This window comes from Enterobacter sp. HK169, assembly GCF_001719105.1.
Taxonomy (GTDB): domain Bacteria; phylum Pseudomonadota; class Gammaproteobacteria; order Enterobacterales; family Enterobacteriaceae; genus Enterobacter; species Enterobacter asburiae_B.
This window is the reverse complement of record NZ_CP017087.1, coordinates 2,252,244-2,268,713: the sequence shown is the minus strand read 5'-3', so window position 1 is coordinate 2,268,713 and position 16,470 is coordinate 2,252,244. Positions and strand designations below refer to the sequence as shown.

The following is a 16,470-nucleotide window of genomic DNA, read 5'->3' as shown; positions in this document are numbered from 1 at the left end:
CCTTGATGGAAAAGTGTTAGTGTCCATTGTAGCGCGTCATGCCCGGGGTAAACAAAATTGTTTGATGCTTATGCATTGCCCAGGATAATCAATAGCGTTATAGTTATCTCGCTTATTCTCAGGGCGGGGCGAAATTCCCCACCGGCGGTAAATCAGCGTGACGCTGAAAGCCCGCGAGCGCTTTGGGTGAATACTCAAAGGTCAGCAGATCCGGTGTAATTCCGGGGCCGACGGTTAGAGTCCGGATGGGAGAGAGTAACGATCAAGTCGGGCATGGGCCCGCTCACGTTATCTTTTTGCCGCTTATACGGCGCTCCTAAGACTGCCCTGATTCTGGTAACCATAATGTTAATGAGGTTTTTTTACCATGAATCAGACGCTACTTTCCTCTTTTGGCACTTCAACTCAACGTGTTGAACATGCACTGGATGCACTGCGCGAAGGCCGCGGTGTGATGGTGCTTGACGATGAAAACCGTGAAAACGAAGGCGACATGATTTTCGCCGCCGAAAACATGACCGTTGAACAGATGGCGCTGACCATCCGTCACGGCAGCGGCATCGTATGCCTGTGTATTAATGAAGATCGTCGTAAGCAGCTCGATCTGCCGATGATGGTCGAAAACAACACCAGCGCCTTTGGTACCGGTTTTACCGTGACCATTGAAGCGGCGCATGGCGTGACCACAGGTGTGTCTGCGGCTGACCGTCTGACCACCGTACGTGCAGCGATTGCTGATGGTGCGAAGCCATCCGATCTGCACCGTCCAGGCCACGTCTTCCCACTGCGTGCGCAGGCGGGCGGCGTGTTGACCCGCGGTGGTCACACCGAAGCGACGATCGACCTGGTGACGCTGGCTGGCTTCAAACCTGCTGGCGTGCTGTGCGAACTGACCAACGATGACGGCACCATGGCGCGCGCGCCGGAATGCATTACCTTTGCCCGCCTGCACAACATGCCGGTGGTCACGATTGAAGATCTGGTTGAGTATCGCCAGGCGCACGAGCGCAAAGCCAGCTGAAAATAAAAACGCCGGGATATCCCGGCGTTTTTTTACCCGATTCCTGCGGTCTGCAGCAGAACCAGACTTAATCCCATCACCGACATTCCGCACAGCACGCCATAGCTGGGGTTGTTGTTAGGATCGATCTCCTTCGCCAGCGGCATCAGTTCATCCACCGAAAGCGCAACCATGATCCCGGCTACCGCGGCCATAATCGCCGCCATCACCACCGGAGAGACCAGGCTACCAAGGATCAGCCAGGCCAGTACGCCGCCAAGGATTTCGGCCATCCCGGAAATGCCCGCCCAGAACACCGCGGTGCGTTTCGATCCCGTTGCGGCATACACGGGTCCGGCGACGGCCAGTCCTTCAGGAATATTGTGTAAGGCGACCGCCAGCGCGATGCCAAAGCCCATCTCAAGATTGCTGCTGGCCGTCACGTAGGTAGCGACCCCTTCCGGGAAGTTATGCAGACTGATGCCAAGCGTTAACAGCACGGCGGTACGCTTGATATTGCGCGGCATGGGCGTCACGTTTTTCTGCATTAAATCCTGCGGATGCGCGTGCGGAAGCATCCGATCGAGGGCAAAGTATCCCAGCAGGCCAAAGACAAACATGCCGTAGCCCAGCAGCGGAGACATGCCTTCTGTGCCCAACGCGGCAGGCAGCATCTCCATCAGGGAGATGAGCAGCATGATTCCGGCAGCAAAGCCCAGTGAAAAGGCCAGTACGCGGTTAGAGGGCTTTTGGCCGAGCACGCCGAGGAGCGCACCGATAAAGGTCGCGGCGCCCGCCAGTATGGTCAGGATCAAGGGGACTGACATGCATTGCTCCTTATGATAATCATTCTCATTAATATAAATGATTCATTTCTGGCAAAGCGAGGGTGAAAACCCGGCTTTACACATTCCTTACATTCAAATTTCCTGATGATGATCTTCACGCTTATCTGCGTTCATCTTTGCCGGATTGCGCGTAATGTAGCACCATTAAATTGACACCTTCTGTAAGGATATCACCATGACTTCTTCCCGTATGCCAGCCCTGTTTTTAGGCCACGGTAGCCCTATGAACGTTCTGGAAGACAACGTCTATACCCGCGCCTGGCGTCATCTTGGCGAGACGTTGCCGCGTCCGAAAGCGATCGTGGTGGTGTCTGCACACTGGTTTACCCGTGGGACGGGCGTGACCGCCATGGAAGCGCCAAAAACCATTCATGATTTTGGCGGCTTCCCGCAGGCGCTGTACGACACGCATTATCCGGCCCCCGGGTCGCCTGAGCTGGCGCAAAAGCTGGTAGAGTTGCTGGCACCTGTCCCTGTGACGCTGGATAAAGAAGCCTGGGGCTTTGACCATGGCTCCTGGGGCGTGCTGATTAAAATGTATCCTGACGCGGATATCCCGATGGTGCAGTTGAGCATCGACAGCACTAAACCGGCGGCCTGGCATCTGGAGGTGGGGCGCAAGCTGGCAACCCTGCGTGATGAAGGCATCATGCTGGTTGCGAGCGGCAACGTGGTGCATAACCTGCGTACCGCACGCTGGCACGGTGAGAACACGCCGTACCCGTGGGCAACCTCTTTTAACGACTACGTTAAAGCGAACCTGACCTGGCAAGGCCCGGCTGAGGAGCATCCCCTGGTGAACTATCTGGATCATGATGGCGGTTCGCTCTCTAATCCGACGCCGGAGCACTTCCTGCCGTTGCTGTACGTGCTTGGCGCGTGGGATGGTCAGGAGCCGGTGACGATCCCGGTCGACGGTATTGAGATGGGGAGTCTGAGTATGCTGTCGGTGCAGATTGGGTAATAAAAGCAAAACGGCAACCTCAGGTTGCCGTTTTCAGTGTTTGCACCCTCTCCCTGTGGGAGAGGGGCGGGGTGAGGGCATCAGGCCGCGGCCTATTCGACAAAAATGTGCGGATAAAACCGTGACAGATCCTGCGTGATCAGCGCGCGATCTTCGCGAATGCCAATCCCGGCCGGTTGATCGTTGATGAGCCAGCTGCCAATCAGCGTATAGCTGTCGCCAAATTTCGGCAGCTGATAGAACTCCTGGACGATCATCCCTTCTTCGCCGTATGGCCCTTCAACCGCTTCCAGCGTCTTGCCGTTTTCGATAATCGAGACGTTTGCGCCTTCGCGGGAGAAGATCGGCTTAACAACGTATTTTTCCATTTGCGGGTAATCATCTTCCGCAAAATAGGCTGGCAGCAGGTTCGGGTGGTTCGGGAACATCTCCCAGAGCATCGGCAGCAGGGCTTTGTTAGAGATGATGCTCTTCCAGGCCGGCTCCAGCCAGCGCACGCCAGCATCTTCCAGCTTGGTGGAGAACATCTCGCGCAGCATGTATTCCCACGGGTAGAGCTTGAACAGGTTGCTTATCACCTGGTCCTGCATATCCGTAAACTGACCTTTTTCACCCAGGCCGATATCCTCGATATAGAGGAACTCGGTCGCCACTTCCGCTTCGGCGGCGCAGTCCTGCAGATACTGAACCGTGCCACGGTCTTCTTCCGTGTCGCGGCAGCAGGCGAGATGGAGCAGGTTAAAGCCATGCTGTTCGCGCAGCTCGGCAAAACGCTCAATCAGCTTTTCCTGCAGGCTGTTAAACTGGTCGCTGCCTTCCGGCAGGTTTCCGGCATTGGCCTGGTCTTCCAGCCAGATCCACTGGAAGAACGCCGCTTCATACAGAGAGGTTGGCGTATCGGCGTTGTTTTCCAGCAGCTTCGGTTCACCTTTGCCGTCCCACGCCAGATCCAGGCGAGAGTAAAGCGAAGGTTGATTCGTTCTCCACGACTGGCGCACAAAGCCCCAGGTGTGCTTCGGAATGCGGAACTTTGCCATCAGCTCGTCGCTGTCGATGACCTTTTCCACGACCTTCAGGCACATCTGGTGCAGCTCGGCCGTCACCTCTTCCAGTTTTTCCACCTGAGCCAGCGTGAGCTTGTAATAGGCGTCTTCACACCAGTACGGCTCGCCGTACATGGTGTGGAAGTTAAAACCGTACTCGGTGGCTTTTTCGCGCCAGTCCGGGCGCTCGGTGATACTGACTCGTTCCATGATCAGCCGCCCATTGAGCGAGTAGAGGAGGTGCCTGTCGCACTGCGCTGCATGCTGGTCTGCTTCGCCACAGATTCACCAAACCCGCCGCGGGTGATGGTGCTGGTGGTCGCAGGCTTCGGCGCCATCGCCGTTTTCGGAACGTTCACGGTGCGGCCTGGGGTCGCTGCGCCGTAGCCTTTGCCGCTGGCATCGGTATATTGACCGTAAGCCGGGCTGGCCGGGTTTTTCGAGCTAAACAGCGGCTGCTGCTGGTAGCCCGCACCGCCGCCCATCAGGCGACCCATCATGTAGCCTGCCATCAGCGGCATCCAGAAGCTGCCGCTGGACTGCGCCTGCGCCTGATTTTCAGGTGCGGTGCCTGCCTGAGCCGGTGCCTGCTGGCACTGACCTTCACCAAACTCCGCCACGCAGTCTTCGCGTGAGGCATATTTCGGTGCAGTACGTTCCGCTTCTTTCAGCGCGCTGGTGTAAGCCGTTTTACATTCGGCGGCTTTGCCGGTTGCGGCAGAGCAGTCGTCTGCGTTTTGATACAGCGAAACCGTTTCGTCATTTTTTTCACAGCCTGCCAGCATAAAGACAGCCGTGACCGCCAGCGCAACAGGGGTGAGGTGACGCGCGTTCCAGCTCTTGCGGAACGAAGCGTGATTTATGGATTTTGTCCGTTTCATGTTTGTCTTCCAGGACCCAGTGGTAATAACGCTCAGGATAGAGGATGAGTGGTTGAAAATGAAGCGAAGAGGGGCGGAATCAGGGGGATCTTTACGTTGGCTTACGTTCGGATGTGATTCAGATGCGCCCCTCTCCCTGTGGGAGAGGGGTGGGGTGGAGGGCATCAGGCCGCAGTGGGCCTGATAACACTCTTAGTTACGGAACGGATTATTGCCTTTGCTGGCGGATGTAGTGGTACGCGCAGCGGCCGGCTGTGCCGCAGGGGTGCTGCTGTTAGCGTTGAAGTTATCAACCGCGGCAACCTGCTCCGGGTTCTCCGGCGCAACGCTGTCCGGAGAGGTGGAGACCGGTTTGCCCAGCGCGCTGTTCAGCATCTGCAGGTCTTGCTCGTTCAGCGTACCCAGAGCCTGTTTGATGTTCAGCTGGTTAATCAGGTACTGGTAGCGCGCGCTGGAGAGCTGCTGTTTCGCGTTGTACAGCGTGGTGGTCGCGTCGAGCACGTCAACGATAGTACGTGTACCGACCGAGTAGCCCGCTTCCATCGCATCCAGGGAGCTCTGTGCAGACACAACGGCCTGTTTATAGGCGTTGATGCTGCTGATTGAGGCGTTCACGTTGTTGAAGGAGGAACGCACGGTCTGCACCACGTTGCGGTGGGCGCTTTCCAGCTGCTCGCTCGCGCCAACAAAGTTGTACTGCGCCTGTTTCACCTGAGAGTTGACCTGACCGCCCTGATACAGCGGCAGGGAGAAGCTCAGACCCACTTTATTCTGACCCATATTGCTGTCGTCATACTGGGACGTATTGGTTTTAGAGCCGCTATAGGACGTATCAGAGACACCGGTAGACGCGCTCAGGCTCAGGGTTGGCAGATGGCCGTCCTGCGCCTGACGAATTTGCTCGCGGGCCAGGTCCTGGCTCAGACGCGCCTGCAGCAAACTCAGGTTGCGGTTTTCCGCCTCTTTCAGCAGGGCGTTAACGGCCTGCGGTTTATCCGTTTTAAAGCTGTCCACGTTCAGCGACGCCAGCTCAGGATAGTAATTCCCGGTGACCTGACGCAGGGATTCCAGCGCGTTGTCGAGGTTGTTACGCGCGGTCACTTCGTTAGCCAGCACGGTGTCGTACTGTGAACGGGCGTTCTGCACGTCGGTGATCGCGACCAGGCCCACGTTGAAACGCTGGGTGGTTTGATCTAACTGGCGGTAAATCGCCTGTTTCTGCGCTTCGGTGTAGGAGAGTGCGTCAATCGCGCTCAGCACGTTGAAGTACGCCGTGGCGGTGTTCAGGATCAGCGTCTGCTGGTCGGTCTGATAGGTCACATCCTGAATACCCGCACTCTTTTCCTGCAGGGTCAGGGCGCGCCATTTGGACATATCAAACAGCGTCTGTGTCAATTGCAGTGAGGCGCTGGTAGCATTGGAGTTTACGCCGTTAGCGTCGCGGAAACCGTTGCTGTAGGTATAATCTGCACCTAAACCTAACTGTGGCAGCAGGGGGCTACGCGCTTCGTTAATCTTTTCAAACGCAGCATCACGATCGGCCGCTGATTTACGTAAATCAGGGTTGCCCAGACGTGCCTGCTGGTAGACCTGTAACAGGTTTTCCGCCTGGCTCATTGCACTGAAGCCCGTCAGGCTCAGGCCGATAAGGATGGGGAGCAATTTCTTCATTTGCATTCCTTGTTGTGAAGCAGTATTAGCGCTGATCTAATTAAAAAATAATTGCCGATTCTAACAGAATCTTCCATACCAAAAGGTTGGCGTAACGTGCCATCTGGCGGTAATTTGCACCAATCTACCATATAGCCTTACAAACGGCAGCCAAACAGCCTTGAAATTCACAATTTCATCACCATTGCTACCAGGACTCGACTCATGCAAAAACCAGAAAAGTTGCCCGTGACATTCGCCAAAAACGATGTAGAAATTATTGCACGAGAAACGCTTTATAGCGGTTTTTTTTCAATGGATCTTTACCGTTTCAGGCATCGCCTGTTTAACGGGGAAATGAGCGGCGAAATCAGACGCGAAATTTTTGAGCGCGGGCATGCGGCAGTCTTGCTACCCTTTGACCCAGTGCGTGACGAAGTTGTGCTGGTGGAGCAGATCCGCATCGCCGCTTATGACGTCAGTGAGAGCCCGTGGCTGCTGGAGATGGTGGCCGGGATGATCGAAGAAGGTGAGTCTGTTGAAGACGTCGCCCGTCGCGAGGCGCTGGAAGAGGCCGGACTGGTGGTGGGCCGTACAAAACCGGTGCTGAGCTATCTGGCAAGCCCGGGCGGTACCAGCGAGCGCTTGTCCATAATGGTGGGCGAAGTGGACGCCACGACGGCGGAAGGGATCCACGGTCTGGCAGATGAAAACGAAGATATTCGGGTTCATGTGGTGAGCCGGGAACAGGCTTATCAGTGGGTAGAAGAGGGGAAAATCGACAACGCAGCGTCTGTCATCGCCCTGCAATGGCTGCAGCTGCATTATCAGACATTACGAAACGAGTGGAAAAAATGAAGCGCTATACACCTGACTTCCCAGAAATGATGCGCCTGTGCGAAACCAATTTCGCACAATTGCGCCGCCTGCTGCCGCGAAACGACGCACCCGGCGAAACGGTAAGCTATCAGGTGAGCAACGCGCAGTATCGGTTAACGATAACAGAATCAACGCGCTACACTACGCTGGTGGAGATTGAGCAAACGGCACCCAGCATTAGCTACTGGAGCCTGCCGTCGATGACGGTGCGCCTCTATCACGACGCGATGGTCGCTGAAGTGTGTTCAAGCCAGCAGATCTTTCGCTTCAAGGCGCGGTATGATTACCCGAATAAAAAGTTGCATCAACGCGACGAAAAGCATCAAATTAACCAGTTTTTAGCCGACTGGCTAAGATATTGTTTAGCACATGGAGCAATGGCGATTCCGGTTTGTTAGCGTCATAAACCTACCTAAGGACACCATTTGGAAAGCCTGTTGAACCTGACTGTTGCTGGTGGGGCGCCAGTCAGGATATTACAAATCACCGATACCCACCTTTTTGCCGAAAAGCATGAAACGCTACTGGGGGTCAACACCTGGGAGAGTTATCAGGCGGTACTTAGCGCCATTCACGCTGAAAACCGTGCATGCGATCTGATTGTCGCAACGGGCGATCTGGCGCAGGATCAGTCCTCCGCGGCCTACCAGCATTTTGCTGAAGGCATCGCGAGCTTTAGCGTGCCTTGCGTCTGGCTGCCAGGAAACCATGACTTCCAGCCCGCCATGTACAGCTCTCTTCAGGATGCGGGAATTTCTCCGGCGAAATGTGTTTTTGCGGGTGAACAGTGGCAGATCCTGCTGCTTGATAGCCAGGTGTTTGGCGTCCCGCACGGTGAGTTAAGCGAGTTTCAGCTCGACTGGCTTGAGACCAAACTGGCTGCTGAACCTGAACGTCACACGCTGCTGTTGCTTCATCATCATCCTCTGCCGGCGGGCTGCAGCTGGCTCGATCAGCACAGCCTGCGCAACTCCGCGGCGCTGGATCGCGTGCTGGCGAAGTTCCCGCGGGTGAAAAATCTGCTGTGTGGACATATTCATCAGGAACAGGATCTCGACTGGAACGGACGCCGCATGCTGGCGACGCCATCGACCTGCGTTCAGTTTAAGCCGCACTGCGCCAACTTTACGCTTGACACCATCGCGCCAGGCTGGCGCTGGCTGGAACTGCATGCCGACGGCACGCTGACCACGGAAGTCTGCCGTTTGACCGGTGCAAAATTCCGCCCGGATACCGCTTCAGAAGGCTATTGATGTCTACGCTCCTTTATCTGCACGGATTCAACAGCTCGCCGCGCTCCGCAAAAGCGACACAGTTTCGCCAGTGGCTGAGCGAGCATCACCCCGACGTTGAGATGATTATCCCGCAGCTGCCGCCTTACCCGGCAGAGGCCGCGGAGATGCTGGAATCTATTGTGCTTGCGCACGGCGGCGAAACCTTCGGTGTGGTCGGTTCATCGCTGGGCGGGTACTACGCCACCTGGCTCTCACAATGCTTCATGCTGCCCGCCGTTGTGGTTAATCCGGCGGTACGGCCATTTGAGCTGCTGAGGGACTTTCTTGGCGAAAACGAGAACCCCTACACCGGGCAGCAATATGTGCTAGAGTCACGCCATATTTACGATCTCAAAGTTATGCAGGTCGACCCGCTTGAGGCACCGGATCTCATCTGGCTGCTGCAACAGACGGGTGATGAAGTGCTGGATTACCGCCAGGCAGTGGCGTATTACGCCTCCTGCCGCCAGACTATAGAAGAGGGCGGAAACCATGCTTTCACGGGCTTTGAGAATCATTTCACCCAGATTGTCGATTTTCTTGGACTGCACAGCCACTGACAATCAATGCGAATTGCTAGTTTAAATCATGACGCAAACCTATAACGCTGATGCCATTGAGGTCCTCACCGGGCTTGAGCCGGTTCGCCGCCGCCCGGGGATGTACACCGATACGACGCGCCCAAACCATCTGGGCCAGGAAGTTATTGATAACAGTGTGGACGAAGCGCTGGCGGGCCATGCCAAACGCGTTGACGTCATTCTGCACGCCGATCAGTCGCTGGAAGTCATCGACGACGGGCGCGGCATGCCGGTGGATATCCATCCGGAAGAGGGCGTGCCTGCCGTTGAGCTGATCCTCTGTCGTCTGCACGCGGGCGGTAAGTTCTCCAACAAGAACTACCAGTTCTCCGGTGGTCTGCACGGCGTGGGCATTTCCGTGGTGAACGCCCTATCCAAACGCGTGGAAGTGAACGTCCGCCGCGACGGCCAGGTCTATAACATCGCGTTTGAAAACGGCGATAAGGTGCAGGATCTGCAGGTTGTCGGCACGTGCGGCAAACGCAACACCGGCACCAGCGTCCACTTCTGGCCTGACGAAAGCTTCTTCGACAGCCCGCGTTTTTCCGTTTCTCGCCTGACGCACCTGCTGAAAGCCAAAGCGGTGCTGTGCCCCGGCGTGGAAATTACCTTTACCGATCACGTTAACAATACCGCACAAACCTGGTGCTACGCCGACGGTCTGAACGACTACCTGTGCGAAGCGGTAAACGGCCTGCCAACGCTGCCGGAAAAACCGTTTGTCGGTAACTTTAGCGGCGATACCGAAGCCGTGGACTGGGCGCTGCTGTGGCTGCCGGAAGGCGGCGAGCTGCTGACGGAAAGCTACGTCAACCTGATCCCAACCATGCTCGGCGGTACGCACGTCAACGGCCTGCGCCAGGGGCTGCTGGACGCGATGCGTGAGTTCTGCGAATACCGCAACATTCTGCCGCGCGGCGTGAAGCTGTCGGCGGAAGATATCTGGGATCGCTGCGCCTACGTGCTCTCCGTGAAGATGCAGGATCCGCAGTTTGCCGGTCAGACCAAAGAGCGCCTGTCGTCACGCCAGTGCGCGGCGTTCGTTTCCGGCGTGGTGAAAGATGCGTTTACCCTGTGGCTGAACCAGAACGTTCAGGCGGCAGAGATGCTGGCCGAAATGGCCATTTCCAGCGCCCAGCGTCGTCTGCGCGCCGCGAAGAAAGTGGTGCGTAAAAAGCTGACCAGCGGCCCTGCGCTGCCGGGCAAGCTGGCGGACTGTACCGCGCAGGATCTCAACCGTACCGAGCTGTTCCTCGTGGAAGGGGACTCGGCGGGCGGATCGGCCAAGCAGGCGCGCGATCGTGAATATCAGGCGATCATGCCGCTCAAGGGTAAGATCCTGAATACCTGGGAAGTCTCTTCTGATGAAGTGCTGGCCTCGCAGGAAGTGCACGATATTTCGGTGGCGATCGGCATCGATCCGGACAGCGACGATCTGAGCCAGCTGCGCTACGGCAAGATCTGTATCCTCGCGGATGCGGACTCCGATGGTCTGCACATCGCCACGCTGCTGTGCGCGCTGTTCGTGAAGCACTTCAAAACGCTGGTGAAAAACGGTCACGTCCACGTGGCGCTGCCGCCGCTCTACCGTATCGACCTCGGCAAAGAGGTTTACTACGCGCTGACGGAAGAAGAGAAAGCGGGCGTGCTGGAACAGCTGAAGCGCAAGAAGGGCAAACCGAACGTGCAGCGCTTTAAAGGGCTGGGCGAGATGAACCCGATGCAGCTTCGCGAAACGACGCTTGATCCGAACACGCGCCGTCTGGTGCAGCTGACGATCAGCGACGAAGACGAGCAGCAAACCAACGCCATGATGGATATGCTCCTTGCCAAGAAACGTTCGGAAGACCGACGCAACTGGCTGCAGGAGAAAGGCGATATGGCGGATATTGAGGCCTGATGCCCTCACCCTAACCCTCTCCCGCCGGGAGAGGGAATGGATCGTAGGCCCGGTAAGCATTAGCGCCACCGGGCTTTTTTACATCAAAACTCCATCTTCACCGTAAACTGCACTTCGCGCGGATCGCCAATCTGGTTGCCCAGGTTGTTGGTCGCAATGGACGACGTGTAGTAGGTCTTATCAAACAGGTTTTTCACGTTTACCTGCAGCGTCACCGGATACTGTAGCTTCATCTTGTACGCCGCAAACGCGTCCGCCACGAAATAGCCCGGCAGATAATAATCCGCACCGTTGGTTGCTGAGCGACGGCTTACGCCGTGCCCGCCGCCGCCCAGCGTCAGGGTATTGCCGGCAAACGCATTGTGAATATCGTAGGTCAGGAACAGGGAGCCGGTATGGCGCGGCACGTTCGGCAGCGGTTTGCCCGCATAGTCCGGATCTTCCAGCACCTTCGCGTCGGTATAGCCGTAGCTGGCGATAATGTTGGTGTTCTCGGTCAGCGACCCGGCGAGATCCACCTCCACGCCCTGCGAGCGCACGCGGCCCGCTGTTTTGGCGACGGTTTCATCACCCACGCTCTCGGTGTACAGCACGTTGCGCTTGTGGATATCAAACAGCGCAATATTGGCGGTAATGCCGTCGAACAGGTCAAACTTAGCGCCTATTTCATACGCGTTTGATGTTTCCGGCGGCAGGTCGCCGATGTAGCTCGCAATGGACGACTGCGGCATAAACGTCTGGGAATAGTTGGCAAACAGCGAGACCGCCGGGGTGAGCTTATAAACAAGACCCAGCTTCGGCGTCCACTGGTCGTCGCGGCTGTCGGTGTTCACGTTAAACGGACGGCCTTTGCCCGCGTACTGGGTGTAATACTGATAGCGCATTCCGGCGACGGCGATCCACTTATCGGTCAGATACAGCGCGTCCTGCGCGTAGGCGGAGTAGCTCTCCTGCTTAATGGTTTGATCGCTGTCGGATGCCGAGACGGTGGTGCACTTGCCGAGGCTGCCGTAGCTCGGGTGGTAAATATTGAAATCCTTAACGTTCTTACAGCGGATCATGTCCGTACGCAGCAGATCGTAATTCTCATACGACACGCCGGTCAGGATCTCATTGTAAAAGCCCGCGATGTCCACGTTTCCCTGTAGATCCGCGCGCGTCGTGTGCATACGCTGGGTCGAGCCCTGGGTCGCATCCACGCGGCGGGTCAGGTTGCCGGTTTTTGAATCGTAGGCCATCACGCGGGCCTGGTTATCGCTGTATTTATCCTGGCTGTAGCTGTAGTCGAACTTCGCGGTCCACTGGCTGTTTAGGCGATACTCCGCGTTGAGCTGAGCGAGATCGGACTGGCCGTCGGTCACGTTAAACGGTTCGTCGAAGCGGGTTTTGCGATCGACGTTGACGGCCTTTTTGGTGTTGAGATCGAAGATCGTTCCGCGATCGAACGGCGTTTTATAGTCGCGATGCGAATAGAGCACGGTCACGGTGGCATCGTCGCCGAACCAGGTCAGCGACGGGGCAATAAAGGTGCTGCGTTCGTTGCCGAAATTACGCCAGTAATCCTCGTCCTGATATTCGCCCGTCAGGCGATACGCCAGGCGCGTGCCGTCAATCGGGCCGGTAACATCGATCTGTCCGGTGCCGCCGCCAAAGCTGGAAGAGGTAGCGGAGAGGGAACCGCCGAAGGTTTTCTCCGGGCGTTTGGTGATGACGTTGATCAGGCCGCCCGGATCGAGAATGCCGTAAAGCGTCGAGGCCGGGCCTTTCAGCACCTCCACGCGCTCGGTTGCGGCATTAAAGCTGCGCGGCAGCACGGTGCGCAGGCCGTTGGTCATGATCGAGCCGTCGCGGTTCGCGCCAAATCCGCGGCGCACGAAGGCATCCTGCGTACCGCCCAGGGTGTTGGTCTGCACCACGTTGCTGACGTTATAGAGCGCTTCGTCCAGCGTGGTGGCATGCTGATCCTCCAGCACTTTATCGCTGACGGTATTGACCACCTGCGGGATATCCAGCATCGGCATGTTGGTTAACGTCGCGGTGGAGGTATTCAACGGCTGATAGCCATTCGTGGCCTCCGCCGTCGTATTTGGATCGGCGGTGACGGTAAGCGTTTCGCCGCCTTTAGCCGCAGTGTTATCTGCTGCCTGCACCAGCGGCGCCATGAACAGCAGTGAAAAGAGCGCGCGCCCTTTTACCCCAGAGAGTGAAGGTGTGAACGTAGCCATTACATCTGTTATCCCGAAATATCCCGCGAATGACGTTTCGCGGAAAAATGTGTGAGTCATTGCCCTTTACGGTCTGTCCGTTAGCCACGGTGGGCATCGGACATGTAATTGAGAATCATTCAATCATGCGCGAATGTAGTAGTAAATGGAAAAAATAAAAAATCGACTACAACATTTAGCCGGGCGTATAAGCGCAACGGGATGATTATTAATTTATTGAATTAAATGCTTTTTAAAGTCATTCCTTGTTCATTTTCCCTCAGGCTTATCCCTGGTTTTATCAGGGTGTTTCTTCTCTTGACTACTACATGGCACAGCGTCAAACTCTCAAAAGAGAATGATTTTTATTTATATTTGTTGCGCTTTTTTATTACGTTGGCATTCACGTGGCTCACAACACAAAAAAACCGGGACTGGTTCTGGAGAACCTCTCTGCGGGCTATCAGAAAAAAATCATCGTTGATGATATCTCCCTTGCGATCCCACAGCAGAAAATGACCGTGCTGGTAGGGGCGAACGGCTGCGGAAAATCCACGCTGCTGAGCACCATTGCGCGTTTGCTTCAGCCGCTTGGCGGCGCGGCAGTTCTCGACGGCAAGGCGATCCACGAGCAGCCGACCAAAGCCGTCGCCCGCCAGCTGGGTATCCTGCCGCAGTCTCCGCTGCTCCCGGAAGGGTTGACCGTCTTTGAGCTGGTCTCGCGCGGGCGTTTTCCCTGGCAGAACTTTATGCGCCAGTGGAGCGACGAGGACGAGCTGGCGGTGGAAGAGGCCCTGCGCCTGACCGGCACGGCGGAGTTTGCCCATATGCCGGTGGAAAGCTTATCCGGCGGCCAGCGTCAGCGCTGCTGGATCGCCATGGCGCTGGCGCAGCAAACGCCGTATATCCTGCTTGACGAGCCCACGACGTTTCTCGATCTCCGCTATCAGGTGGAGATCCTGGAACTGCTGCACACCCTGACCCGCCGGCACGGACGTACCGTCGTGGTGGTGCTGCACGATCTCAACTTCGCCGTAAACTACGGCGATTCGCTGGTCTTTTTACGCCAGGGGAAAGTTGAAGGCGTATTGCATGAGGGCGATGTCTGCACGCCGGAGCTGATCAAAGCGGTGTTTGATGTGGACGTGCATATGTCCATAAACCCGTTGACCGGCAAGCCGTTCTTTATGCCGTTTCGCCAGAGTACCGTTCAGCCATGATGCGCTCCTCTCTGGCCTTTCCGATCTTCGCACTGCTCCTGGCGCTGGGTGCGATTATGCATCTGGGCATCGGCGCACGCTTCATCGCCCCGCAGACGGTGGTGGAGGCATTTTTCCATTTCGATCCGCGCAATTTCGACCATAACGTCATTATCAAATTAAGACTGCTGCGCCTCAGCGCCGCGATGGTGACGGGCGCCGCGCTCGGCGTGGCGGGCGTGCTGCTGCAGTCCGTGATCCGCAACCCGCTCGGCGAGCCGCATATTCTGGGGCTCAACGCCGGGGCCGCGCTGGCGGTCGTGATTACCAGCGCGCTTGGGCTGTCGCTGCCGTTTGGGCGCCCGCTCGTTGCCGCCGCCGGTGCCGCCGCGCTGTTTTTGCTGGTGCTGATGTTCTCCTCGTCCGGTCGCACCGGGCTTACGCCGATGAAGGTCACGCTGTGCGGCGTGGCGATGTCGGCGTTTGCCTCGTCGATTACCGCCGCGGTGTTAATCCTCGATGAACAGACGCTGCTCGCCATGCGCACCTGGCTGGCAGGGGACCTGGCCGGGATCAACGTGCAGACGCTCCGGAGCGCCCTGTGGGCCGCAACAGCCGGTTTTGTTCTCGCCATCGGGCTGTCGCCCTCGCTCAACATGCTGGCGCTGGGAGACCGAATGGCGCAGGGGCTTGGCGTGTCGCTGCTGAAAACCCGCCTGCTTGCCCTGCTGGCCATCGCGCTGCTCTGCGGCGCGGCCGTCTCAATTGCCGGGCCGATTGGCTTTATCGGCCTGGTCGTGCCGCAGCTCATTCGCCGTCTGGTGTCGGTGGATTTACGCGTTATGGTGCCGCTGTCTGCCCTGTGTGGCGCGCTGGTTCTGCTGCTGGCGGATATCGCCGCCCGCACGCTGTTTACGCCCTGGGAGCTGGCAACCGGCATCATGACGGCCCTGGTCGGCGCACCCGTATTCATCTTTATGGCATCGAGGATGTTCAAATGAACCGGGCCGGATTCCGCGCGATCCGTATTGGCCGTTTATCGGCGCTGGTTCGCCCGAGGGCGCTGGCGTGCCTGACGCTTTTAGCGCTGGTGGCGTTAAGCCTGCTGGGCTTTGGCCTGACGCACGGATCTCTGCCTGTTCCCACCTCCGCCATCGGGCGGGCGCTGTTTTCTCCTGAGAGCCTGACGGCGGAGACGCGCTACATCGTGATGAATATCCGCCTGCCGCGCCTGCTGATGGCGGTGCTGTGCGGCGCGATGCTCGGTATGGCGGGGGCGGCAATGCAGTCCATCACCCGCAATGGTCTGGCCGATCCCGGGCTTATCGGCGTGAAGGAGGGCTGTAGCGCGGCGGTACTGCTGCTGATTTTTCAGTTCCCGGCGCTGGGCCTGGCCTGGCGTCCTCTGGTCGGCATGGCCGGCGGGCTGCTTACCGCGCTGCTGGTTATCGCCCTGGCGCGCGATATCTCGCGCCCGCGGTTCATCCTGATCGGCATCGGCGTGTCGTGGGCGTTTGCCGCCGCAATGGGCGTCTTTATCACCACCGCCGACGTGCGGGACGTGCAGACGGCGATGCTGTGGCTGGCGGGAAGCCTGCATGCGGCAAACTGGACGCTGGTGGGGTTAGCCGCGCTCTGGGCTGCCCCCGCGTTTGCGCTGCTGCTGTTTACCGCACGGGCTGCGGACGTGGCGTTGCTTGGCAATCAGGCCGCCGCGGGCCTTGGCGTACGCACAACCCGGCTGGCGCTGCTGCGGGTTCTTGCGCCGGTGGTGCTGACGGCGGCCTGCGTCTCGTGCGTGGGCAGTATAGGTTTCGTGGGGCTGATTGCCCCGCATATGGCGCGCCTGCTGCTGCGCGGTGGGCAAACCGCGCTCCTGACGGGAAGCGCCGTGCTGGGCGCGCTGCTGCTGCTGCTGGCGGATAACGTCGGACGTCTGGCGTTCCTCCCGCTGCAGCTGCCGGCGGGAATTGTGATTTCATTGATTGGCGGACCGTTTTTCCTGCTGCTGCTCTGGCAGCGTCGGGACAGATTTTAGGAGACTAGG

15 protein-coding genes and 1 riboswitch are annotated in these 16,470 nt (G+C 57.7%); of the genes, 10 read left to right on the top strand and 5 right to left on the bottom strand.

Annotation, left to right across the window (positions count from 1 at the left end):
* Positions 1-110 precede the first annotated feature (110 nt).
* Positions 111-261, top strand: a riboswitch (FMN riboswitch).
* Positions 262-367: 106 nt separating this feature from the next.
* Entirely contained in the window at positions 368-1,021 is a 654-nt protein-coding gene (gene ribB / locus EnteroDNA1_RS10660) for a 3,4-dihydroxy-2-butanone-4-phosphate synthase (protein ID WP_023309208.1), read from the top strand.
* 32 nt (positions 1,022-1,053) lie between these two features.
* On the opposite strand, the gene zupT is transcribed toward ribB, so the two are convergent.
* Complete coding sequence (gene zupT / locus EnteroDNA1_RS10655; RefSeq protein ID WP_033146665.1) at positions 1,054-1,827, bottom strand: zinc transporter ZupT; 774 nt, start codon at positions 1,825-1,827, stop codon at positions 1,054-1,056.
* A 196-nt stretch (positions 1,828-2,023) separates the two neighbouring features.
* Between zupT and ygiD the strand changes: the two genes are divergently transcribed.
* Complete coding sequence (ygiD, locus tag EnteroDNA1_RS10650; protein ID WP_033146664.1) at positions 2,024-2,812, top strand: 4,5-DOPA dioxygenase extradiol; 789 nt, start codon at positions 2,024-2,026, stop codon at positions 2,810-2,812.
* A gap of 92 nt (positions 2,813-2,904) precedes the next feature.
* Here the strand turns inward: ygiD and EnteroDNA1_RS10645 are convergent, their stop codons facing one another.
* From EnteroDNA1_RS10645 to tolC, 3 genes are all read right to left on the bottom strand, one after another.
* A complete protein-coding gene (locus EnteroDNA1_RS10645; protein ID WP_069303316.1) occupies positions 2,905-4,065 on the bottom strand; it encodes a glutathionylspermidine synthase family protein in 1,161 nt (386 codons plus the stop codon).
* A gap of 2 nt (positions 4,066-4,067) precedes the next feature.
* The gene (locus tag EnteroDNA1_RS10640; RefSeq protein WP_029740695.1) at positions 4,068-4,736 is read right to left on the bottom strand and encodes a DUF1190 family protein; all 669 of its coding nucleotides are present in this window, start codon (positions 4,734-4,736) and stop codon (positions 4,068-4,070) included.
* A 192-nt stretch (positions 4,737-4,928) separates the two neighbouring features.
* Complete coding sequence (gene tolC, locus EnteroDNA1_RS10630) at positions 4,929-6,407, bottom strand: outer membrane channel protein TolC (RefSeq protein WP_033146662.1); 1,479 nt, start codon at positions 6,405-6,407, stop codon at positions 4,929-4,931.
* Between the two features lie 204 nt (positions 6,408-6,611).
* On the opposite strand from tolC, the gene nudF reads away from it, so the two are divergent.
* From nudF to parE, 5 genes are read left to right on the top strand one after another with little or no spacing between them, the layout of a single operon-like run.
* Positions 6,612-7,244 carry an ADP-ribose diphosphatase gene (gene nudF, locus EnteroDNA1_RS10625; RefSeq protein ID WP_023333429.1) on the top strand — a complete coding sequence of 211 codons (633 nt, stop codon included), beginning with the start codon at positions 6,612-6,614 and terminating at the stop codon, positions 7,242-7,244.
* The gene (locus EnteroDNA1_RS10620; protein ID WP_003862516.1) at positions 7,241-7,663 is read left to right on the top strand and encodes a DUF1249 family protein; all 423 of its coding nucleotides are present in this window, start codon (positions 7,241-7,243) and stop codon (positions 7,661-7,663) included. The genes nudF and EnteroDNA1_RS10620 overlap by 4 nt, the downstream gene beginning before the upstream one ends.
* Before the next feature lie 27 nt (positions 7,664-7,690).
* Positions 7,691-8,518 carry a 3',5'-cyclic-AMP phosphodiesterase gene (gene cpdA, locus EnteroDNA1_RS10615; protein ID WP_024906493.1) on the top strand — a complete coding sequence of 276 codons (828 nt, stop codon included), beginning with the start codon at positions 7,691-7,693 and terminating at the stop codon, positions 8,516-8,518.
* A complete protein-coding gene (gene yqiA, locus EnteroDNA1_RS10610; protein WP_008502976.1) occupies positions 8,518-9,099 on the top strand; it encodes an esterase YqiA in 582 nt (193 codons plus the stop codon). Before cpdA ends, yqiA begins: the two co-directional genes overlap by 1 nt.
* 28 nt (positions 9,100-9,127) lie before the next feature.
* Complete coding sequence (gene parE / locus EnteroDNA1_RS10605) at positions 9,128-11,020, top strand: DNA topoisomerase IV subunit B (RefSeq protein ID WP_029740698.1); 1,893 nt, start codon at positions 9,128-9,130, stop codon at positions 11,018-11,020.
* A gap of 83 nt (positions 11,021-11,103) precedes the next feature.
* Here parE and EnteroDNA1_RS10600 read toward each other — a convergent pair whose 3' ends face one another.
* Positions 11,104-13,245 carry a TonB-dependent siderophore receptor gene (locus tag EnteroDNA1_RS10600; protein WP_069303315.1) on the bottom strand — a complete coding sequence of 714 codons (2,142 nt, stop codon included), beginning with the start codon at positions 13,243-13,245 and terminating at the stop codon, positions 11,104-11,106.
* Positions 13,246-13,631: 386 nt separating this feature from the next.
* On the opposite strand from EnteroDNA1_RS10600, the gene EnteroDNA1_RS10595 reads away from it, so the two are divergent.
* The 3 genes from EnteroDNA1_RS10595 to EnteroDNA1_RS10585 are packed head-to-tail and all read left to right on the top strand — an operon-like array spanning position 13,632 to position 16,461.
* Entirely contained in the window at positions 13,632-14,444 is an 813-nt protein-coding gene (locus EnteroDNA1_RS10595; RefSeq protein WP_048979118.1) for an ABC transporter ATP-binding protein, read from the top strand.
* Positions 14,441-15,424 (top strand): FecCD family ABC transporter permease, encoded by a 984-nt coding sequence (locus EnteroDNA1_RS10590; protein ID WP_069303314.1) that lies wholly within the window; start codon positions 14,441-14,443, stop codon positions 15,422-15,424. The genes EnteroDNA1_RS10595 and EnteroDNA1_RS10590 overlap by 4 nt, the downstream gene beginning before the upstream one ends.
* A complete protein-coding gene (locus EnteroDNA1_RS10585) occupies positions 15,421-16,461 on the top strand; it encodes a FecCD family ABC transporter permease (RefSeq protein ID WP_069303313.1) in 1,041 nt (346 codons plus the stop codon). Before EnteroDNA1_RS10590 ends, EnteroDNA1_RS10585 begins: the two co-directional genes overlap by 4 nt.
* Positions 16,462-16,470 lie beyond the last annotated feature (9 nt).